The 21,332-nt window shown below is 61.0% G+C and carries 19 protein-coding genes; 5 read left to right on the top strand and 14 right to left on the bottom strand.

Going from position 1 to position 21,332, the window contains the following annotated elements; genetic code table 11:
• Positions 1–127: 127 nt before the first annotated feature.
• The 5 genes from JQF37_RS11520 to JQF37_RS11500 all read right to left on the bottom strand — a co-directional run bounded on the left by JQF37_RS11520 (position 128) and on the right by JQF37_RS11500 (position 4,849).
• The gene (locus JQF37_RS11520) at positions 128–892 is read right to left on the bottom strand and encodes a hypothetical protein (RefSeq protein WP_130208401.1); all 765 of its coding nucleotides are present in this window, start codon (positions 890–892) and stop codon (positions 128–130) included.
• A gap of 482 nt (positions 893–1,374) precedes the next feature.
• A complete protein-coding gene (gene tcyN, locus JQF37_RS11515) occupies positions 1,375–2,130 on the bottom strand; it encodes an L-cystine ABC transporter ATP-binding protein TcyN (RefSeq protein ID WP_047536178.1) in 756 nt (251 codons plus the stop codon).
• Positions 2,131–2,134: 4 nt separating this feature from the next.
• A complete protein-coding gene (tcyL, locus tag JQF37_RS11510; protein WP_130208403.1) occupies positions 2,135–2,800 on the bottom strand; it encodes a cystine ABC transporter permease in 666 nt (221 codons plus the stop codon).
• Positions 2,800–3,594, bottom strand: a complete 795-nt coding sequence (tcyJ, locus tag JQF37_RS11505; RefSeq protein ID WP_047536184.1) for a cystine ABC transporter substrate-binding protein — start codon at positions 3,592–3,594, stop codon at positions 2,800–2,802. Before tcyJ ends, tcyL begins: the two co-directional genes overlap by 1 nt.
• Before the next feature lie 247 nt (positions 3,595–3,841).
• Entirely contained in the window at positions 3,842–4,849 is a 1,008-nt protein-coding gene (locus tag JQF37_RS11500) for a D-cysteine desulfhydrase (RefSeq protein WP_130208405.1), read from the bottom strand.
• A gap of 197 nt (positions 4,850–5,046) precedes the next feature.
• Here JQF37_RS11500 and epsC point away from each other — a divergent pair, with 197 nt between their 5' ends.
• Together epsC and betT are read left to right on the top strand one after the other, a co-directional pair.
• Positions 5,047–5,973: a serine O-acetyltransferase EpsC gene (epsC, locus tag JQF37_RS11495; RefSeq protein WP_047536188.1), complete on the top strand. Its 927-nt coding sequence runs from the start codon at positions 5,047–5,049 to the stop codon at positions 5,971–5,973.
• 403 nt (positions 5,974–6,376) lie between these two features.
• Complete coding sequence (gene betT, locus JQF37_RS11490; protein WP_189340427.1) at positions 6,377–8,332, top strand: choline transporter BetT; 1,956 nt, start codon at positions 6,377–6,379, stop codon at positions 8,330–8,332.
• A gap of 8 nt (positions 8,333–8,340) precedes the next feature.
• On the opposite strand, the gene JQF37_RS11485 is transcribed toward betT, so the two are convergent.
• Both JQF37_RS11485 and JQF37_RS11480 read right to left on the bottom strand, forming a co-directional pair.
• Positions 8,341–8,601 (bottom strand): hypothetical protein, encoded by a 261-nt coding sequence (locus tag JQF37_RS11485; RefSeq protein WP_090327842.1) that lies wholly within the window; start codon positions 8,599–8,601, stop codon positions 8,341–8,343.
• 184 nt (positions 8,602–8,785) lie between these two features.
• Positions 8,786–9,526, bottom strand: coding sequence for an SDR family oxidoreductase (locus JQF37_RS11480; RefSeq protein WP_130208409.1), 741 nt, complete (start codon positions 9,524–9,526; stop codon positions 8,786–8,788).
• A 121-nt stretch (positions 9,527–9,647) separates the two neighbouring features.
• Here JQF37_RS11480 and JQF37_RS11475 point away from each other — a divergent pair, with 121 nt between their 5' ends.
• On the top strand, positions 9,648–10,538 hold the full coding sequence (locus JQF37_RS11475; RefSeq protein WP_130208411.1) for a LysR family transcriptional regulator: 891 nt from the start codon (positions 9,648–9,650) through the stop codon (positions 10,536–10,538).
• A gap of 169 nt (positions 10,539–10,707) precedes the next feature.
• Positions 10,708–11,745, top strand: coding sequence for an L-glyceraldehyde 3-phosphate reductase (gene mgrA / locus JQF37_RS11470; protein WP_130208413.1), 1,038 nt, complete (start codon positions 10,708–10,710; stop codon positions 11,743–11,745).
• A 159-nt stretch (positions 11,746–11,904) separates the two neighbouring features.
• Here mgrA and tauD read toward each other — a convergent pair whose 3' ends face one another.
• The 7 genes from tauD to JQF37_RS11435 form a co-directional block, all read right to left on the bottom strand.
• Positions 11,905–12,747 carry a taurine dioxygenase gene (tauD, locus tag JQF37_RS11465; protein WP_130208415.1) on the bottom strand — a complete coding sequence of 281 codons (843 nt, stop codon included), beginning with the start codon at positions 12,745–12,747 and terminating at the stop codon, positions 11,905–11,907.
• Between the two features lie 74 nt (positions 12,748–12,821).
• Positions 12,822–13,655 (bottom strand): taurine ABC transporter permease TauC, encoded by an 834-nt coding sequence (gene tauC, locus JQF37_RS11460; protein ID WP_130208417.1) that lies wholly within the window; start codon positions 13,653–13,655, stop codon positions 12,822–12,824.
• Complete coding sequence (tauB, locus tag JQF37_RS11455; RefSeq protein ID WP_130208419.1) at positions 13,652–14,446, bottom strand: taurine ABC transporter ATP-binding subunit; 795 nt, start codon at positions 14,444–14,446, stop codon at positions 13,652–13,654. Before tauB ends, tauC begins: the two co-directional genes overlap by 4 nt.
• Positions 14,447–14,462: 16 nt before the next feature.
• Positions 14,463–15,440, bottom strand: coding sequence for a taurine ABC transporter substrate-binding protein (gene tauA / locus JQF37_RS11450; protein ID WP_103406045.1), 978 nt, complete (start codon positions 15,438–15,440; stop codon positions 14,463–14,465).
• Positions 15,441–15,684: 244 nt separating this feature from the next.
• Positions 15,685–17,268 (bottom strand): glutamate--cysteine ligase, encoded by a 1,584-nt coding sequence (gene gshA, locus JQF37_RS11445; protein WP_204149654.1) that lies wholly within the window; start codon positions 17,266–17,268, stop codon positions 15,685–15,687.
• A gap of 194 nt (positions 17,269–17,462) precedes the next feature.
• Positions 17,463–17,846 carry a PaaI family thioesterase gene (locus JQF37_RS11440; RefSeq protein WP_130208423.1) on the bottom strand — a complete coding sequence of 128 codons (384 nt, stop codon included), beginning with the start codon at positions 17,844–17,846 and terminating at the stop codon, positions 17,463–17,465.
• Positions 17,846–20,170: a Tex family protein gene (locus JQF37_RS11435; RefSeq protein ID WP_130208425.1), complete on the bottom strand. Its 2,325-nt coding sequence runs from the start codon at positions 20,168–20,170 to the stop codon at positions 17,846–17,848. Before JQF37_RS11435 ends, JQF37_RS11440 begins: the two co-directional genes overlap by 1 nt.
• Positions 20,171–20,531: 361 nt before the next feature.
• Between JQF37_RS11435 and ompR the strand changes: the two genes are divergently transcribed.
• Positions 20,532–21,272 carry a two-component system response regulator OmpR gene (gene ompR / locus JQF37_RS11430; protein ID WP_047536233.1) on the top strand — a complete coding sequence of 247 codons (741 nt, stop codon included), beginning with the start codon at positions 20,532–20,534 and terminating at the stop codon, positions 21,270–21,272.
• The last annotated feature ends 60 nt before the right edge of the window (positions 21,273–21,332 follow it).

The raw sequence follows: 21,332 nt of genomic DNA, 5'->3' as shown, positions 1-21,332 counted from the left end.
GGCAACAGTTCAAGGCTGGATTTGGCTTTTTCCAGGCGCAAGGCTTGCCCGCGATAGGGCCCGTTGGATCGCCATCGCGGGCAAGCCTTGCTCCTGCAGAAAAAGCTCTGCGCAAGGCGCCTGTTTCTCATCGCCTGCGGGGTTCGGCGGCTTTGAGGGGTTCTTTCTTCGGGACTTTGAGGTAAGGGTTGGCGCAACCGATCTTCAGCGTTCGCGCCGGCGCCCAGCGCGAGTTGTTGCCCACGCGGTCGAGGATGCAGTACGTCACTTCCAGGCGCAGGTCTTCGCCGGCTTCGAGGATGATCGCCGGCGGCACCCAGACCTGGATCGGTTGACCCACGTCGCTGGCTTTCAGCCGGGGCAGGTCCATGCGCACATCACCCCAGCGCAGGGTGATTTCGTCGTCGACCGCCATGTTCATGTACGGCTCGATGGTGAGCGGCACACCCCGTTTGACCTGGCTCGGATTGACCCCCTGGCGGCGAATCGTCTCGGGAATGCTCACCGGTGCCAGGCTCTGTATTTCGTCGCCATACAAGGCACAGGGCTGGCCACCGGGGCAGTCGAGTTTGATCTGCACGTGGCGGACGGCCGACATGACCGGACCTCGGCCCACCTGCATGACCCGGTAGTGGATGTGCGAACTGCCATTGGCGATGAAGCTCTCGGGCACGCGCAACTGAACGGGGTGGCCGATATCGGCGGTTGTCAGCACCCGGGAAGTGACGTAGCAGTGATTCCAGAAGAGTTCGATCAGGTCGCCTTCGTCCATTGCGGTGTAGGACGGCACCTGGATCAGCAGATGCGCGGCTGAGGTGATGTTGATGCCGGTCTTGTGAGATTGCGCCAGGGTCGGTGCCGCCAGCTCGGTTTTGTTCGAGGTAGTTGCCATTTAAGTCTCCTTTAAGTCTTGCAGCGAAGTCCGTTTCTTAAACATCGGGAAAGTGAATTTCGAACAGCAAAACCGTTCATTACTTTTGAGTTGAAATAATGAGTGAGCGTGATGAGTGACGCCGGTGGGAGACTAGATACGAGTTCGCTTGAATAAGTGTCAATAGAGTTAGTTGGTTAAATACAAAATCATCTGTTATTCAGAAAGTTCCTACGCAGTGCAGTTAATAAACGCTATGGGTGCGTCGAAATTGACTATGAAGCCCTGAGTTCAGGCCGCTTAAGACCAAAGGGATGAGGTGGTTGGTGACCTGGTCGTTCCTGGGCAGCAGACGTATTGAGTCTGTTTCGGGATATATATATGTACCCCGCGCGCTGACAAAAAGCGGTCTATTGTTTGTGCGGTTTATTTATGTGTGAATAGGGTGCTGATAGAGGGGTGCAACTTCCTTCCTTGGAAATTGGCGATTGTTGCGAAGGTTTTTAGTTGTGTGAGTTGTTCAGGAACTTGCTGAGAAACTGTTTCGTGCGTTCTTCTTTAGGGTGGGCAAACAGCGCCTTCGCTTCGCCTTGTTCGACGATCACGCCCTTGTCGAAAAACACCACACGATTGGCCACGTCGCGGGCAAAGCCCATTTCGTGGGTGACGATGACCATGGTGCGTTTTTCCTCGGCCAGGCTGCGAATGGTCGAGAGCACTTCGCCTACCAGCTCCGGGTCGAGCGCCGAGGTCGGTTCGTCGAACAGGATCACTTCAGGTTCCATCGCCAGCGCACGGGCAATCGCCACGCGCTGTTGCTGACCGCCCGAGAGGCGGCGCGGGTAGGCGTCTTCCTTGCCCGCCAGGCCGACCCTGGCCAACAGCTTTTTACCCAGGGCAACGGCGTCGGCGTGCGGGACCTTCTTGACGATGATCGGGCCTTCGATGACGTTTTCCAGGGCGGTGCGATGGGGGAACAGGTTGAAGTTCTGGAACACGAAGCCCACGTGCTGGCGCAAGCGGCGCACCAGGCTCTGCTGCTGGTTCAACGGACGGCTGGTATCGATCTCGATATCGCCGACCTTGATCCGGCCGCTGGTGGGTTCTTCCAGGAAGTTCAGGCAACGCAGGAACGTGGTCTTGCCCGAGCCGCTCGGCCCGATGATCGCCACCACCTCACCTTCCTTCACTTGCAGATCGATGCCGTTGAGCACGACTTGACCCTTGAACTGCTTTGTCAGTTTTTCCACGACAATCATGGGGTCAGGACTCCTGGTCGTGCCGATTGACCCGGGCTTCCAACTGGTTCTGCAGGTGCGACAGCACCGTGGCCAGAATCCAGTAGATCAGCGCGGCGGCCAGATACATGGTGAACACTTCGAAGGTACGGGCGGTGATCAGCTGCGCCTGACGGAACAGCTCCGGCACCTGGATGGTGGCTGCCAGGGCGGTGTCCTTGACCAGCGAGATGAAGCTGTTGCCCAGCGGCGGCAATGCGGTGCGCATCGCCTGCGGCAGGATGGCCCGGCGCAGGGTCTGCGCCCGGGTCATGCCGATACTGGCAGCCGCTTCCCACTGACCGCGCTCGATGGAGCTGATCGCGGCACGCAGGATTTCACAGGCGTAGGCGGCCATGTTCAGCGAGAAGCCGATCAGGGCCGCCGGCAGCGGATCGAGTTCCATGCCCATTTGCGGCAAGCCGTAATAGATCACGAACAGTTGGACCAGCAACGGCGTGCCGCGAAAGAACGACACGTAGATGCGGGCGATCCAGCTCACCAGTTTGAAGCGCGACAGGCGCATCAGTGCCAGGCCGAAGCCCATCACCAGGCCGAAGAACATTCCGCCCAGGCTCAAGATGACCGTGTAGTAGGCCCCCTTGAGCAGGAAGGGCAGGGAGTCCAGTGCGAGTTGAAAAGCTTCTTCCATTATTGAGTGACGTCAGCGCTGAAGTATTTTTCCGAAAGCTTTTTCAGCGTGCCGTCTGCGCGCAGCTTGTCGATGGCTTTGTTCACAGCGGCCAACAGTTCAGGCTCGCCTTTGCGCAGGGCAATGCCGGCTTCCTGACGGGAGAACGCTTCGCCGGCGGCAGAAGTGTCCTTGGCTTTCTTGGCGTATTCCAGCGCGGCGAGGCGGTCGATCAGGATGGCGTCAATGCGGCCGACGCGCAGGTCCTGGAACTTGGTTGGGTCATCTTCGTAGGTACGGACGTCAGCCTTGGGTACATTCTCTTTCACCCACGCTTCGTAGTTGGTGCCCAGGCCTACGCCGACTTTCTTGCCGGCCAGGTCGGCGGCGGTCTTGATGGTGTCCTTGTTCTTGGTCAGGGTCAGCGCCTGAATCCCGGAAACGGTGTAAGGCTCGGAGAAGTCATACTTCTTCTTGCGCTCTTCGGAGATGGTCACCTGGTTGATCACGGCGTCCAGACGCTTGGATTCCAGCGCCGCGAGGATGCCGTCCCATTTGGTCGGTTGCAGTTTGACCTTCACGCCCAGCTCTTTGGCCAGGGCTTCGGAGAACTCGACTTCGAAGCCGGTCAGTTTGCCGTCGGCGTCGACGAAACTGAACGGCGGGTAGGTGCCTTCCAGACCGACGTTGATCACGCCAGCGTCCTTGATTTTTTGCAGTTGCTCACCGGCAACCGCTTGTCCCAGCAGACCGACGCCCAGCGCCAGGCCCAGCGAACCCACCAGCAGATTTCGACGTAGTACGGAAAAATTCATGACAAGCCCCTATGGTTTCTTATGGAAGACGCTTCAGGAAAGTTGGCGAATTCGGGATTTGAACGACTGCGATATCCTGCCCTAAAGCAGCGTATGCGTCTTGCTGCAAATTCGCCTGGGGTATGACTATATGATGGCGTTATTAGATTAGAAAATAATCAATAATATTTTTGTTATTCCCTAAAGGAATATTTGCGCGTCGTGAAAAAGATCACAGCCTGCGGCTGCAATCTTTTGCTCTTCACGGTTACAGAAAGTCCTTATAGGCAAACAACGCCGGCGCCCCACCGGTGTGCAGGAAGATGATCGGGCCTTCGTCGAAGCGTTGACGACCGATGCCATCTAGCAACCCGGCCATGGCCTTGCCGGTGTAGACCGGGTCGAGCAGCAGGCCTTCCTGACTCGCCACCAGCTTCACCGCCGCCAGTGTCCCGGCGTTCGGTTCGCCGTAGCGCGGCGCGAAATACTCGTCCCACAACTCGACCTTGAAGCTCTTCGGCAAGCTCACGCCCAGCAGCTCGGCGGTCCGCTCAGCCAGGCCCTGTACCTTCGGCCGCTGGTCCTCATCGCTACGGGACACCGTGACGCCAATAACTGGCAAATCCGGCAGTGCTTCACTCAGGGCCAATGCCAGACCGCTGTGGGTCCCGGCGCTGCCGGAGGCCAACACCACGGCGGCGAAATTCAGGCCGGTGTCCTTGATCTGTTCCGCCAGTTCCAACCCGGCACGCACATAACCCAGGGCGCCCAGTGCGTTCGAGCCGCCAATCGGCACCAGATACGGTTTTTTGCCATTGCTGCGCAAGCGAGCGGCCAGGGCGTGCAATTGCTCGTCGGCATTGTCGAGGTTTTCCACCAATTCGACCTTGGCATCGAACAGGTCCAGCAACAGCCGATTGCCATTGCCGAGGTAGTTGGCGTCGTCGGTGCCGAGGGGATTCTCCAACAGCGCAACACAGCCCAGGCCCAGTTTGGCGGCAATGGCGGCCGTCTGGCGCACATGGTTGGACTGAATCGCACCTGCGGTGATCAAGGTGTCGGCACCTTGCGCCAGGGCATCGGCGGCCAGGTACTCGAGTTTGCGCAGCTTGTTGCCGCCCATGGCCAGTGGTGTCAGGTCATCGCGTTTGACGTACACATCGCGGCCCAGCCAGGTCGACAGGCGTTCGAGCTTTTCCAGGGCGGTGGGCTGACTGAGCAGGTCGAGACGGTTAAAGCGGGCAAGCTGTTGTTTGATCGGCGCTTGATTGGACATGGTTCCGTACTGGCGGTGGGAGATGTGTGGACTATAGGCACGCCTATTTGAAGGGGCAACCGCGAGCCTCCAATCGCTTATAGCCAACAGTGCTTAACACAGCACAATTGGTTCTTAATTTGGCTCGCAGACCTTGCCGTAAAGTAATTGCCGGTGACGCGGCCAGACTGTCCGGCCGCCCGAGAGGAGTTTTTACCGTGAGTGAGCGTTCCAGCCATTGGCAATTGCAGAGCATCGTCAGCCAGCTGCGCACGGCCCGTGACCAGTGGCGCGCGCAAAACGGCCGTGCCAGCACCGAGCAGGGAGGGCGCGAGTTGCCGTCCCGCGCCGCCATGGCGGAGATTCTCGAAGCCCTGTGCGGCGCGCTGTTTCCGATGCGCCTGGGGCCGGTGGATCTGCGCGAGGAAAGTGAAGACTTCTACGTCGGCCATACCCTCGACGTCGCCTTGAACGCCTTGCTGGCTCAGGCACGGCTCGAATTGCGCTATGCCGCGCGCCACAGTGCCCAGGTCGACACCGAGGTCGAGGCCAGGACCCTCCAGATCATCCAGGACTTCGCCCTCGCGTTGCCGGGGTTGCGCAGCCTGCTGGACACCGACGTTCTGGCCGCCTATCACGGTGACCCGGCGGCGCGCAGCGTCGATGAAGTATTGCTGTGCTATCCAGGGATTCTGGCGGTGATTCACCATCGCCTGGCCCACCATTTGTATCGCGCCGGGTTGCCGTTGCTGGCGCGGATCAGTGCGGAAATCGCCCACTCGGCCACCGGCATCGACATTCACCCTGGCGCGCAAATCGGTCGCAGTTTCTTCATCGACCATGGGACAGGCGTGGTCATCGGCGAGACCGCCATCATTGGCGAGCGCGTGCGGATTTATCAGGCCGTGACCCTGGGCGCCAAGCGCTTCCCGGCGGACGAAGACGGTCAGCTGCAGAAGGGCCAGCCGCGTCACCCGATTGTCGAGGATGACGTGGTGATCTATGCCGGCGCGACGATTCTGGGGCGGATCACCATCGGCAAGGGTTCGACCATTGGCGGCAACGTCTGGCTGACCCGCAGCGTGCCGGCAGGCAGCAACGTGACTCAGGCGAATCTGCAGCATGACGATGGGGCGCAGAAGTAACTCCAGAAAGCCTGGCTGACTGACAGGCCCTCATCGCGAGCAAGCTCGCTCCCACAGGATTCTCGGGTGTTCACCGTCATGGTGTTCACTGAAGAACCACGGTGGGAGAGAGCTGGCTCGCGATTGGATTTCATGCCGAATCGAGCTGACGGCTTTGATTTAATCCTGCCTCATACCCTCCCTTGAACGGGCACAGGAAAACGACCGCCGAGCCCTGCGATTAGTCCTTAGCACCCTATCCATGTTTAAATTGAACGTTCATTCAAGTTAAACCGGTGGTTCGCCGCCCGCTCACAACAGGAGGCTTGCCTTTGCTGAGTCCGATTTCTACAGCCACGTTTTACCCCCTCGAGGTGCACCGTTCATGAGTGCATCGTCCCTCCCTCCAAGCGGCCTGGTCCGCATGAATCCGCCGGTGTTCTACTTCGCGGCGAGTTTCATTCTGCTGTTCGGCGTCGTGGTCATTGCCTTGCCTGAACAGGCCGGTGCCTGGTTGCTGGCGGCGCAAAACTGGGCGGCCAATACGGTCGGCTGGTACTACATGCTGGCGATGACGCTGTATCTGGTCTTCGTGGTGGTCACCGCCTTGTCCGGCTACGGCAAGATCAAGCTCGGTGCCGACCACGACGAGCCCGAGTTCAGCTACCTGTCCTGGGCCGGCATGTTGTTCGCCGCCGGCATCAGCATCACCCTGTTTTTCTTTTGTGTGTCTGAACCGCTGACCCACATGCTGCAACCGCCCCAAGGCGAGGCCGGCACGGCCGATGCGGCGCGTCAGGCGATGCAGATTCTGTTTCTGCACTGGGGCCTGCACGGCTGGGGTGTGTTCGCTTTCGTTGGCATGGCGCTGGCCTATTTCGCCTACCGCCATAACCTGCCGCTGGCCTTGCGTTCGGCGCTGTATCCGCTGATTGGCAAGCGCATCAACGGGCCGATCGGCTACGCGGTGGATGGCTTCGGCATCATCGCCACGGTGTTCGGTCTCGGTGCGGACATGGGCTTTGGCGTGCTGCACCTCAACTCGGGTCTGGACTACCTGTTCGGCATCGCCCACACCCAGTGGATTCAGGTCGGCCTGATCACCCTGATGATGGGGGCGGCGATCATCGTTGCCGTATCCGGCGTCGATAAGGGTGTGCGGGTCATGTCCGACATCAACATGCTGCTGGCCTGCGCGTTGCTGCTGTTCGTGTTGTTCGCCGGCCCGACGCAGCATCTGCTCAACACCTTGATCCAGAACATCGGCGACTACCTCGGCGCCTTGCCGATGAAGAGTTTCGACCTGTATGCCTACGACAAACCCAGCGACTGGCTCGGCGGCTGGACGGTGTTCTACTGGGCCTGGTGGATTGCCTGGTCGCCGTTCGTTGGCCTGTTCATCGCGCGGATTTCCCGCGGCCGCACCATCCGCGAATTCGTCTTCGGCGTGCTGCTGATCCCCCTCGGCTTCACCCTGGCGTGGATGTCGATCTTCGGCAACAGCGCCATCGACCAAGTGCTCAACCACGGCATGAGTGCGCTGGGCATGTCGGCCATCGATAACCCGTCGATGACCCTCTACCTGCTGCTGGAAACCTACCCGTGGAGCAAGACCGTGATTGCGGTCACGGTGTTCATCAGCTTCGTGTTCTTCGTGACGTCCGCCGACTCCGGCACGGTGGTGTTGTCGACGCTGTCCGCCAAGGGCGGCAACCCGGACGAAGACGGGCCGAAATGGCTGCGGGTGTTCTGGGGCGCGATGACCGCGCTGGTGACCAGTGCGCTGCTGTTCTCCGGCAGTATCGATGCACTGAAATCGGCGGTGGTGCTGACCTCGCTGCCGTTCTCGCTGATTCTGCTGTTGATGATGTGGGGGCTGCACAAAGCGTTTTATCTCGAATCGCAAAAGCAGATCGCGCAGTTGCATTCCCTGGCGCCAGTGTCCGGCTCGCGGCGTGGCGGCTGGCGTCAGCGCTTGAGTCAGGCGGTGCATTTCCCGTCGCGGGACGAGGTCTATCGCTTCCTCGATTCGACGGTGCGCCCGGCCATTGAAGAAGTCTCGGCGGTGTTCGTCGAAAAGGGTCTGAAGGTCATCACGCAGCCGGACCCGGCCAATGACAACGTCAGCCTGGAAATCGGTCACGGTGACGAGCATCCGTTTATCTATCAGGTGCAGATGCGTGGCTACTTCACGCCGTCATTTGCCCGTGGCGGCATGGGCTCCAAGGAGCTCAACAACCGTCGTTATTACCGGGCCGAAGTGCATTTGAGCGAGGGCAGTCAGAACTACGATCTGGTGGGCTACACCAAGGAGCAGATCATCAACGACATCCTTGATCAGTACGAACGGCACATGCAGTTCCTGCATCTGGTGCGCTGATCGGGGGCTCAGGTTTCGCTGGTCAGCACCATGAACAACACCAGCGCCGCCACCGGGACGCTGAACACCACGGTGCCGACCACCACTTCGGTGCTCAATGGCTGGCCGGCGTGAACCATGCCGACCGCGGAGTTGATCAATGTGAGCGCCAGCCACAGCGCGACAAAACCGTAGGCCAGGGTCTGGCGGGTGAAGCCGATTTTCTCGCCGATGAACAGCATCAGCGCCAGGAGGATCAGGCCGAAGGTGATGATGATGGTGGTGTGCATGGGCTGTGTTCCGTCCGAAAGATAAGCAATGCCTGACAAACCGCGATCGCGAGCAGGCTCGCTCCCACAAAGATCACCTCGATCCCTGTGGGAGCGAGCTTGCTCGCGATTGGGGTCGCCGCAGTGTCAGCGCAAGCCAAGTCATCAATACCACTACTGAGCATAGGCCAGGCGAACCCGGCCCTTAAACCAACCCACCATTGACCCGCAGTATCTGTCCGTTGACCCAGGCCGAATCCGGCCCGACCAGAAACGACACCACTCGGGCAATGTCTTCCGGCTGACCCAGGCGCTCCAGCGGCGCCATTTTGGCGAAGGCCTGGATCTGTTCTTCGCTCTTGCCGTGCAGGAACAGGTCAGTCGCCACCGGGCCCGGTGCCACCGCATTGACGGTGATGTTGCGACCGCGCATTTCCTTGGCGAACACCTGGGTCAGGGATTCCACCGCCGCTTTGCTGGCGATGTACACGGCGTAACCCGGCAGGTTCAGGCCGACGGTGCTGCTGGAGAAGTTGATGATCCGCCCGCCGTCGTTCAGGCGCGTGGCCGCTTCCCGCAGGGTGTTGAAGGTGCCGCGCGCGTGGATGTTGAAGGTCTGCTCGAACAGTTCATCGCTGTGTTGCGCCAGTGGCATGACCTTGAGAATGCCGGCGTTGTTGACCAGTACATCGACCTTGCCCAGCTGTGTTTCGGTCTCGTCGAACATCCGGCGCACGTCCTCGGCGTTGGCCACATCCGCCTTGACGGCGATGGCCTGATGGCCGGCCTGACGCAATTCCACCACCCGTCTGGACGCTTCGGTGGCGCTGCTGGCGTAGTTGATGGCGACGGCGAAACCTTCGCCGGCCAGCTGTTTGGCAATGACCGCGCCGATGCCGCGGGAGGCGCCGGTCACGATGGCAACTTTCGAAGTCTGGGTAGTCATGGGGAGGTTCCTGTTTATAGGGGAGTGGCGCCAATTTCACATGTTTACTCAGGGCGATAAATGCACGAGAGTTGCCTTGACTGTTCAATATTCGCCAACAATCGAGCGTCAGGAGTTCAGCGTGGATCAAGTCAAAGCGATGAAGGTGTTCGTGCGTATCTACGAGCGCAGCAGCTTCACCCTGGCGGCGGATGACCTGAACCTGCCGCGCGCAACCCTGACCCACACGCTGAACCAATTCGAAGCCTGGCTGGGCACGCGTTTGCTGGAGCGCAGCACGCGCAAGGTGCGTCCGACCCTGGATGGCGAGGCGTATTACCCGCGTTGCGTGCAGTTGCTGGCGGAGCTGGAAGAGGCTGAGCTGGCGTTTCGTGGCGTGGCGCCCAAAGGCCGCTTGCGGGTCGACCTGCACGGTACCTTGGCCAAACATTTCGTGATCCCGGCCCTGCCGCCATTCATGGCGCGATACCCGGACATCGAACTGTCGATCAGCGAGGCCGACCGCTTTGTCGACCTGATTGCCGAAGGCGTCGACTGCGTGCTGCGCGCCGGCACCCTGGGCGACTCGACCCTGATCGGCAAACGCGTTGCCAGCCTGCGTCAGATCACCTGCGCCAGCCCCGCCTACCTGCGCCAATACGGCGAACCGCAAAGCCTCGCCGACCTGAAAAACCACCGGGCGGTGAACTACGTTTCCCGCAGCACCGCCAAGTTGTTCCCGTTCGAATTCATGGTCGAGGGCGAGCTCAAGGAAGTGGCCATCGAGGGCGGCATTTCGGTGTTTGGCGCAGAAATCTACGCCGCCTCGGCGATTGCGGGACTGGGGATTATCCAGTGCCCGCATTACCGGATGGAAACCCAAATCGCCCAGGGACTGGTGAAGGAAGTCCTCACCGATACACCCCCGCCGCCGATGCCGGTGTCAGTGCTTTATCCCCACAACCGACACCTGTCGCCACGGGTGCGGGTGTTTGTGGATTGGTTGGGGGAGGTGTTTGCGGGGGCGAGGTAAAGATCAAAAGATCGTCGCCTGCCGCAGTCGTCATCATGTTGAAGATGAAATCTGTGAAACGTTTCAGCCATTAACCGAGTCCGGGGTTTATTGGCGTTTGTCTGGGCGTATGCTGGGCGACTGGCGAAGCAGTCGATACCAGATTTCAAGACAGACAAGAGAGGATTCGATGACTTACACCGCTGCCGAAAACCGCTACGACTCCATTCCTTACCGCCGCGTGGGCCGCAGCGGGCTGGTGCTGCCGGCGCTGTCCCTGGGCCTGTGGCACAACTTCGGCGACAGCACGCCGATCGATACCCAGCGTGCGTTGTTGCGCACCGCGTTTGACTTGGGCATCAACCATTTCGACCTGGCCAACAACTACGGCCCGCCCTACGGCAGCGCCGAGATCAACTTCGGGCGTTTGCTGCGTGAAGACTTCAAGCAATACCGCGATGAGCTGATCATCTCCAGCAAGGCCGGTTGGGACATGTGGCCGGGGCCTTACGGCCAGGGCGGCGGTTCGCGCAAGTACGTGCTGGCCAGCCTCGACCAGAGCCTGCAGCGCCTGGGCCTGGACTACGTGGACATTTTCTATTCCCACCGTTTCGACCCGGACACCCCGCTGGAAGAAACCGCCAGTGCGCTCGCCACCGCCGTGCAACAGGGCAAGGCGCTGTACATCGGCATCTCGTCCTATTCCGGGGTGAAAACCCGCGAAATGGCGGCGCTGCTCAAAGAGTGGAAAGTGCCTTTGTTGATTCACCAACCGGCCTACAACCTGCTCAATCGCTGGGTGGAAAAAGACCTGCTCGATACCACCGACGAACTCGGCACGGGTGTGATTGCTTTCACACCTTTGGCCCAGGGTTTGCTGACCGACAAGTACCTCAACGGCGTACCGGCGGATGCGCGGGTCAACCGACCGGGCGGTGGTTCGTTGCAGGCTTCGCACCTGTCCGAGGCCAACATTGCCCACGTGCGTGCGCTTAATGAGATCGCCAAGCGTCGCGGTCAAAGTCTGGCGCAACTGGCCCTGGCCTGGACCCTGCGCGACCCGCGCGTGACCTCGGCGCTGATCGGGGCGAGCCGGCCGGAGCAGATTATCGAGAACGTCGGGGCGTTGAAGAATTTGAGTTTCAGTGAGCAGGAGCTGGCGGAGATCGACCGGTTTGCCCAGGAGGGTGGGATCAATTTGTGGGAGAAGCCTTCGACGGCTGAATAACCGTCAGCCAGGTCTTCTGGCGTCTGCTCCGTCCTTATCGCGAGCAGGCTCGCTCCCACAGGGCTAGCGGTTGACCGCAAAATTTTGGTCAACACAGAGCCAGTGTGGGAGCGAGCCTGCTCGCGATGGGGCCGGGACAATCAACAACGCACTTGGAGTTCAGCGAAAAAACGGCACATCCCCCAACACCGTCGCGCGCTGCATCACCCGCCGCGCCGGCCGGTAATCGTCCACCGCGTAATGTTGTGTCACGCGGTTATCCCAGAACGCGATGTCGTCTTTCTGCCAGCGCCAGCGAATGGTGAATTCCGGCCGGGTGGCGTGGGCGAAGAGGAACTTCAAAATCGCCTCGCTTTCGGTTTCCGACAGTTCGTTGATCTTCGACGTGAAGCCTTCATTGACGAACAACGAACGGCGTCCGCTCACCGGGTGGGTACGGATCACCGGATGCGACAGCGGCGGATTCTTGCGCCGTGCTTCTTCCCACTGCACCAGTGCTTCCGGCGTATTGCCGTAGCGCTCCAGCGGGAAGGAACGGGTGAAGTCGTGAGTGGCGGTCAGCCCTTCGAGCAAGGTTTTCATCGGTGCGGACAAGGCTTCATACGCCGCGATCCCGCTGGCCCACAGGGTGTCGCCGCCGAACTCCGGCAACAGCTTGGCGCTGAGCACCGCGCCCATCGCCGGGGTGGGCAGGAAGGTCACGTCGGTGTGCCAGATCGCGTTGTCGCGTACGTCGGTGACGGCGGTGTCGAGGATCAGGACTTCCGGTTGTTCCGGTACGTTCGGGTAGATCGGGTGAATGTGCAGGTCACCGAAATTGGCCGCGAAACGCGCTTGCTGCTGTGGCGTGATCGGTTGGTCGCGGAAGAACAGCACCTGATGCTTGAGCAGCGCTTGCTCGATGGCGTCACGCCGTTCCAGGTTCAGCGGCTGGCTGATGTCGACGCCGCTGATCTGCGCACCGAGGGCGGAGCTTAAGGGGACGATGGTCAGGTGGCTCATGAGGGTTCTCTTCAATTCTGAGTGTTGACTCCTGTGGGAGAGCTCGCTCCCACAGGTTTTTCACATGGCAGTTTTTAGTGAGCCTGGCCGTGCCATGGCACCAGTTTGCGTTGCAGGGCGCGCAGGCCCATCTCCATGGCAAAGGCAATCAGCGCGATCACCAGAATCCCCAGGACCACCACATCGGTGACCAGGAACTGCGCGGCCGACTGCACCATGAAGCCCAGGCCACTGGTGGCGGCGATCAGTTCGGCGGCGACCAGTGTCGACCAGCCCACACCCAGGCCAATGCGCACGCCGGTCAAAATGTCCGGCAACGCGCTCGGCAGAATCACATGGCGAATCAACTGCGTACGGGTCGCGCCCAACGACTGCGCAGCGCGCAATTTCGCCGGGTCGACGGTTCGCACGCCGGTGGCGGTGGCAATGGCGATCGGGGCGAAAATGGCCAGGTAGATCAGCAGCACTTTCGACAGCTCGCCGATGCCGCACCAGATCACGATCAGCGGCAGATAGGCCAGCGGTGGAATCGGGCGGTAGAACTCGATCAGCGGATCGAGAACGCCGCGAGCGATGCGGTTGTGGCCGATGGCGATACCGACCGGTACGGCGGTCAGCACCGCGAAGCCCAGGCCCAGGCCGATGCGGCTGAGGCTCGCGCCCAGGTGCTGCCACAAGGTCGAATCCATGTAGCCGCTGGTGGCCAGCAACCAGCCTTTTTGCAGGACGGCGGACGGTGGCGGCAGGAACAAGGGTTCAATCAAGCCGGTCGCCGTCACGGCCCACCAGATGACCACGAGGGCGATCAGCGTCAGCACGCTGATCCAGCGGGTGCTCAAACTGCGACGAAGCGGAATCACCGAAGTGCCGGGTTTTACCGCAACGGCCGGAATTTCATAGCTGCTCATGCGCGCTCCTGCCGCTGGGCGGCGCTGCGTTGGGAGAAGACTCTGGCGAGCACGTGTTCGCGGGTTTCGATAAAGCGCGGGTCGGATTTGATCGCCCGTGCCGACTCGCCGGCCGCGTAACGCTGACCGAAGTCCAGGCTCAGGCGCTCGACGATTTGCCCCGGATTGGGCGCCAGCAGAATCAGGTCGGTGGCGAGGAACACCGCTTCCTCGATGTCGTGGGTAATCAGGAACACCGGTTTGGCCGTGCGCCGCCAGACTTGCAGCAGCAGTTCCTGCATCTGCTCGCGGGTGAACGCGTCGAGGGCGCCAAAGGGTTCGTCCATCAATAGAACACGTGGGTCGGCAGCAAGGGCGCGGGCCAGGCCGACGCGCTGCTTCTGCCCACCGGACAGCTGCCAGATGCGGCGGTTTTCAAAGCCGGAAAGGTCCACCAGCGCCAGCATTTCCCGGGCGCGGATTTCGCGTTTGTCCCGAGGGATGCCGGCCAGTTCCAGACCGAAGCCGACGTTGGCCAGCACGTCCTGCCAAGGCAGCAGGGCGTCATCCTGGAACACCACGCCGCGTTCGGCGCTCGGGCCTTTGACCGGCACGCCGTCGAGGGTGATGCGCCCGGCGCTGGGTTCGACGAAACCGGCAATCAGGTTCAACAGCGAAGTCTTGCCACTGCCGGACGGGCCGAGGGCGACCAGCAATTGCCGGGGCCCCAGGGTCAGGGAAATATCCGCCAGCACCGGTTCCGGGCTGCCAGGGTACTGTGCGCTGATGCGCTCCAGCTGTAGCAAGGCCATGGCGATGAACTCCCGATCAGTGGGTGATGAACTTGGCGCTGACGTACGGCGCGTAGTCCGGCAGCACGGCCTCGACCTTGCCTTGTTCCTTGAGGAATGCGGCGGTGTCGGTGATGGCCTTGGTGGTCGGCGCACCCAGGGTGATGACCTGATCAGCCGCCAGTGGATAAACGTTGCCTTGCAGCAGCAGCGGAATATCGCTGGCCTTGGCGCCAGACAGTTTTACAAGCTTGTCGACGTTGCCTTGATTGGCCAGCCAGGCTTTCGGGTCTTTGCGGTAGTCGGCGTAGGCGTCCAGGGTCACTTTGGCGAACGCAGTGACGATTTCCGGGTGCTTCTCGGCGAAATCCTTACGCACGATCCAGGCATCGAAGGTCGGCGCGCCGAACTTGGCCAGTTCGCCGGAGGTGATCAGCACCTTGCCGTTTTCCTTGGCGACGCCCAGGGCCGGGTCCCAGACGTAGGTGGCGTCGATGTCGCCGCGTTTCCATGCAGCGATGATGGCGGGCGGAGCGAGGTTGAGGACGGTGACTTTCGACGGATCGATGTTCCAGTGCTTCAGCGCGGCCAACAGGCTGTAGTGGCCGGTGGAAACGAATGGCACGGCGATTTTCTTGCCGATCAGGTCTTGTGGGGTCTTGATCCCGGAGCCGTCACGGGCCACCAACGCTTCGGCGGCGCCGATCTGGGTGGCGATGAGGAAGGTTTCCACCGGCACTTTGCGGGTAATGGCCGCCGTCAGGGGGCTGGAGCCGAGGTAGCCGATCTGCACGTCGCCGGAGGCGATGGCGGCAATGATGTCGGCACCGTTATCGAATTTGCGCCAGCTGATGTCGGCCTTGGTGGCTTTTTCATAGGCGCCGTCGGCCTGGGCGACTTTCGCCGGGTCAACGGTGGTCTGGTAGGCGACAGTCACGTCAGCCGCCTGGGCAAAGAAGCTCGCTGCCGCCAAAGAAGCGGCCGCCAGCAGGCGAAGAGGGAAATGCAGTTTCATCGAGAAGCTCCTTGTCAGGCGACCGAGAGTCGGCGTGAAAGGAGACTAAATGATATAAGAATTCGAAAATAAATAACTTTTTCGAATGAGCTTATTAGCGGAAAAATCTAAGCGTAGCCGCTGCGCGGTCAATCGCGAGCAGGCTCGCCACAGTGCTCACCGGTGTTTGCACAGTTGTGGCAACACTGAAAGACCACCGTGGGAGCGAGCTTGCTCGCGATAAGGTCCCAAGGACCTTCTGATGTCAGTTGCTGATCGCCAGGATGCTCGCCTGATACGAGCCGACAAACACGTCGAAATCGCCGACTTCGTTCTGTTCCAGCTCCGCCTGTTGAGCCAGCGACGAACGCGCCAGCTCTTCAAACCGGGCCTGTTCTTCAGCCGGCAATGGTTCGCTGCGGAAAAACTCCGCGTGGGCGCGGCTCTGGCGCAGGGAGAACTGAGCAAAGCTTTCCTTGTGCTCGGCCATGGCCGCCAGGACCTGGGCCGATGGCGTCAGGGACGGGTCCTGAACCTTGGCCAGCTGTGCATCCAGCGCTTTGCTGTGAGCATCGCCGCCGTGGCTCTGATCCAGCATCGCCGCCAGTGGCGCGATGTTTTCCAGCAATTGTGCAGCCCACTCCTTCAGGTCCACGGGGTGACCATCGCGTTGCAGTTGCAGGCCCGGACGGCGACCTTCCTTGACCACGCTGAGGAAGTTCGAGGTCGCATTGCCGCAACTGGTGTTGGTCAGCAGCGGGCTGTCGTTCAGGGCGCAGTACAGCAGGAAAGCGTCGAGGAAGCGCGATTCGGTGAGATCGATGCCCGTCGGCAGGAACGGGTTGATGTCCAGGCAGCGAACTTCAACGTACTGGATGCCGCGGGCCATCAGCGCCTGGATCGGCCGCTCGCCGGTGTAGGTCACACGTTTGGGGCGGATGTTGGAGTAGTACTCGTTTTCGATCTGCAGGATGTTGGTGTTGAGTTGAACCCACTCACCGTCCTTGTGGGTGCCGACTTCGACGTACGGCGCATAGGGCGTGGCCACTGCTGTGCGCAGGCTGTCGATGTAGCTGCTCAGGTCGTTGTAGCACGGCGTCAGGCCGGCCTGGGCGTTGCTCTGGTAACCCAGGTCACTCATGCGCAGGCTGGTAGCGTACGGCAGGTACAGGGTGTCCGGATCCAGCTGTTCCAACTGATGCGAACGACCGCGCAGGAAACCGGCGTCCAGTGCTGGCGATGCGCCGAACAGGTACATCAGCAGCCAGCTGTAGCGGCGGAAGTTGCGGATCAGGGCGATGTAGGCCGACGACTGATAGTCGCGGTCGGTGCCGACGAAACCTTCGGCCTGCTTGAGCAGAGGCCACAGTTTTTCCGGCAGGGAAAAGTTGTAGTGAATCCCGGCGATGCACTGCATGGTCTTGCCGTAACGCAGGGCCAGGCCCTTGCGGTAGACGTACTTGAGCTGACCGATGTTGGACGTGCCGTAATAGGCGATCGGGATATCTTCCTCGGCCGGCAGCGGGCACGGCATCGATGGACTCCACAGGTACTCGTTGCCGAGCTTGCTGTAGGCAAAGCGGTGAATCTTGTCCAGGCTCGCCAGCGTGTCCGCCGGGTCGGGCAGGGCCGGGGTGATGAATTCCAGCAGCGATTCGGAATAATCGGTGGTGATCTGTTCGTTGGTCAGCGCGGAACCCAATGCTTCCGGGTGCGGCGTTTGCGCCAGGCGACCTTCATCGGTCACGCGCAGGCATTCACGTTCGATGCCGTGAAGACACTGTTCGAGCAGAGAGAGGTTAGCGCGCTCGCCGAGCAGGGCCAGGCGGCGGTTGAGAAGTTCGCTCAAGTTGGATTCCTTCACGCGTCAGTCGCCCCAATATGGGGGTGGGCAAGACGGTCTACAAGGGTGAAGTGGAAACTGGCGTTTTCGCCTGGTTTTGGAGCCGCTCAGGCCATAACCGCACAATTCCTGTGGGAGCGAGCAAGCTCGCTCCCACAGGTTTCATTGCGCCGAAATTAACTCAAATCGATGATCCGTAGCTACAGGACTGCGAACGTGCCTTGTGCTTTTGCGACGAGTTTGTCGCCTTGCATCACATCGGCCTCGACCACCAGCGTGCGCCGGCCCGGGTGGATCACCCGCGCCGTGCACATCACCTCACCGTCAGCGACGGCGCGGATGTAGTTGATCTTGCATTCGATGGTCGCGCTCTGCTGGTCAAAGCCGTGGGTGCTGGAACAGGCCAGCCCCATGGCAATGTCCACCAGACTGAACAAGGCCCCACCGTGCAGCTTGCCCCCGCGATTGCGCAGCTGTGGTTCCAGCGCCAGGGCGACTTGCGCCACCCCGGTTTCCAGACTGTGCAAGCGGCAGCCCAGCAGCTTGAAAAACGCGCTTTCGATCAGCCCTGCCGGGATGTCCATCAGCGTTTCTTCAACTGCTTGGCGTTGGCGAACAGCGAAGCCATGGCGTTGTTGGCCGGAGCCGCCGCCGTGGTTTCCTTGCGTGGCGCGGTGTTCTGGGATTGGCGCGGGGCCGATCCGGGGCGTGCACCACGGGCACCGTCGATTTTCTCGCCCGGGGTGTCGCTCATGCGCATCGACAGGCCCACGCGTTTACGCGGGATGTCGACTTCCATGACCTTCACTTTCACCACATCACCGGCCTTCACCGCTTCCCGTGGGTCTTTGATGAACTTCTCCGATAGTGCAGAGATGTGCACCAAACCGTCCTGATGCACGCCGATGTCGACGAACGCGCCGAAGTTGGTCACGTTGGTCACCACGCCTTCGAGGATCATGCCCAGTTGCAAGTCCTTGAGGTCTTCGACGCCTTCCTGGAACTCGGCGGTCTTGAACTCCGGACGTGGATCGCGACCCGGTTTTTCCAGCTCCTGGAGAATGTCGGTCACGGTCGGCAGGCCGAAGGTTTCGTCAGTGTATTTCTTTGGATCGAGGCGCTTGAGGAACGCGGCATCGCCAATCAGCGAGCGAATGTCGCGGTCGGTTTCAGCCGCGATACGCTGCACCAGCGGATAGGCTTCCGGGTGCACGGCGGACGAATCCAGCGGGTTCTCGCCGTTCATGACGCGCAGGAAACCGGCGGCCTGTTCGAAGGTTTTTTCGCCCAGGCGCGCGACTTTCTTCAGCGCGGCCCGGGTTTTGAACGCGCCGTGCTCGTCGCGGTGGCTGACGATGTTCTGCGCCAGGGTCGCGTTGAGGCCGGAGATGCGCGCCAGCAGCGCCACGGAAGCGGTGTTCACGTCCACGCCCACGGCGTTCACGCAGTCCTCGACCACCGCATCCAGGCCGCGCGCCAGTTTCAGCTGCGACACGTCGTGCTGGTACTGACCGACACCGATGGATTTCGGATCGATCTTCACCAGCTCGGCCAGCGGGTCTTGCAGGCGGCGGGCAATCGACACGGCGCCACGGATCGACACGTCCAGGTCCGGGAATTCCTTGGATGCCAGTTCCGACGCCGAGTAAACCGATGCACCTGCTTCGGAGACCATGACTTTGGTCATCTTCATGGCCGGGTACTTTTTGATCAGTTCAGCGGCCAGCTTGTCGGTTTCACGGCTGGCGGTGCCGTTGCCGATGGCGATCAGATCGACCGAATGCTTGGCGCACAGGGCGGCGAGCACGGCGATGGTCTGGTCCCATTTGTTGTGCGGCACGTGCGGATAAACCGTGGCGTGATCCAGCAGCTTGCCGGTGGAATCGACCACGGCGACCTTGCAACCGGTGCGCAGGCCCGGGTCGAGGCCCAGGGTGGCACGCGGGCCGGCCGGAGCCGACAGCAGCAGGTCGTGCAGGTTGTGGGCGAACACGTTGATCGCTTCGGTTTCCGCGCCATCGCGCAGCTCGCCCAGCAGGTCGGTTTCCAGGTGGGTGTAGAGCTTGACCTTCCAGGTCCAGCGCACCACTTCGCCCAGCCATTTGTCGGCGGCGCGGTTCTGGTTCTGGATGCCGACGTGCTGGCCGATCATGCCTTCGCACGGGTGCATGGTGCCAGGCAGCTCGTCGCCGACTTTCAGCGCGGAGCTGAGGATGCCTTCGTTGCGGCCACGGAAGATCGCCAGCGCGCGGTGCGATGGCATGCTTTTGAGCGGTTCGTCGTGTTCGAAGTAATCGCGGAACTTGGCGCCTTCCTCTTCCTTGCCGGCGATCACGCGGGCACTGAGGGTGGCTTCCTGCTTGAGGTAATTGCGCAGCTTGTCCAGCAGGCCGGCGTCTTCGGCGAAGCGCTCCATCAGGATGTATTTGGCGCCTTCGAGGGCCGCCTTCACATCAGCCACGCCTTTTTCGGCATCGACGAAGCGTGCGGCTTCGGCATCCGGCGTCAGTGTCGGGTCGTTGAACAGGCCGTCGGCCAAGTCGCCGAGGCCGGCTTCGAGGGCGATCTGGCCCTTGGTGCGGCGCTTCTGCTTGTACGGCAGGTACAAGTCTTCGAGGCGGGTCTTGGTGTCGGCGAGCTTGATGTCACGCTCGAGTTGCGGGGTCAGCTTGCCTTGCTCCTGGATGCTGGCCAGGATGCTGATGCGCCGTTCGTCGAGTTCTCGCAGGTAGCGCAGACGCTCTTCCAGATGACGCAACTGGGTGTCATCGAGGCTGCCGGTCACTTCTTTCCGGTAACGGGCGATGAAGGGAACCGTAGAGCCTTCATCGAGTAGCGCGACGGCCGCTTCGACCTGTTGTGGGCGTACGCCGAGTTCCTCGGCGATGCGGCTGTTGATGCTGTCCATAAAACCACCTGACAAATTGTGAAAGCAGGCTCGCAGGCGCAGAAATAGGGGCTTGGCGAGTCTGGTTGAGCGGCCTGGCCTGCGCCGCTACCTGAGTCAACAGGCACTCCGTTGACCCGTGAAATCGAACAAATACTGCCAACGCTACGAAAATAAATAGCGTCTGTCTGTAGTACCTGTCCGATGTTGCCTGACACAAATGGCCGCGCATTATAACCAGCGTTCTGCCGTTAGGGGGCATCGCGGGGTGCAGGTGTAACGGCCTGTTTTCTGGCGGTAGAGGAAAAATCTGCTAACAATGCACACGGTGCGTATAACGGCAGCTACGCCATAATGCGCGCCGAGATCAAAGGAGCATCCAATGAGCAGCACTGCAAACATTGCTGAAGGCGAGAAAATTCTTATTGTTGACGACGATCCGGGCCTCAGCAGCCTGCTGGAGCGTTTTTTCGTCAGCAAGGGCTACCGCGCCCGTGCCGTCCCGAACACCGAGCAAATGGATCGCCTGCTGGCACGCGAAGTGTTCAACCTGGTCGTCCTCGACCTGATGCTGCCCGGCGAAGACGGCCTGACCGCCTGCCGCCGCCTGCGCGGCGCGAACAATCAGATTCCGATCATCATGCTGACCGCCAAGGGCGATGAGCTGAGCCGTATCAAGGGCCTGGAACTGGGCGCTGACGATTACCTGGCCAAGCCATTCAACCCGGACGAGCTGATGGCGCGCGTCAAGGCTGTGTTGCGTCGTCAATCGGCGCCGGTACCAGGCGCACCGGGCAGCGAAGATGAAAGCGTGACCTTCGGTGACTACGAACTGTCCCTGGCCACCCGCGAGCTCAAGCGTGGTGAAGAAGTGCACATGCTCACCACCGGTGAGTTTGCGGTACTCAAGGCCCTGGTGATGAATGCCCGTCAGCCGCTGACCCGTGACAAGCTGATGAACCTGGCCCGTGGTCGCGAATGGGATGCCCTGGAGCGTTCCATCGACGTGCAGATCTCCCGTCTGCGCCGGATGATCGAGCCGGATCCATCCAAGCCGCGTTATATCCAGACGGTCTGGGGTGTAGGCTACGTGTTCGTTCCGGATGGCACCGCCACCAAGTGATCGGTGATTTGTAGGAGCGGGTCGTACGGGCGATGGATCATATGATCCCGCCCGCAGACT

Source organism: Pseudomonas sp. MIL9, assembly GCF_016887925.1.
Lineage (GTDB): Bacteria > Pseudomonadota > Gammaproteobacteria > Pseudomonadales > Pseudomonadaceae > Aquipseudomonas > Aquipseudomonas mohnii.
The sequence above is the reverse complement of the archived record's forward strand: the minus strand, read 5'-3'. Positions and strand labels throughout refer to the sequence as shown.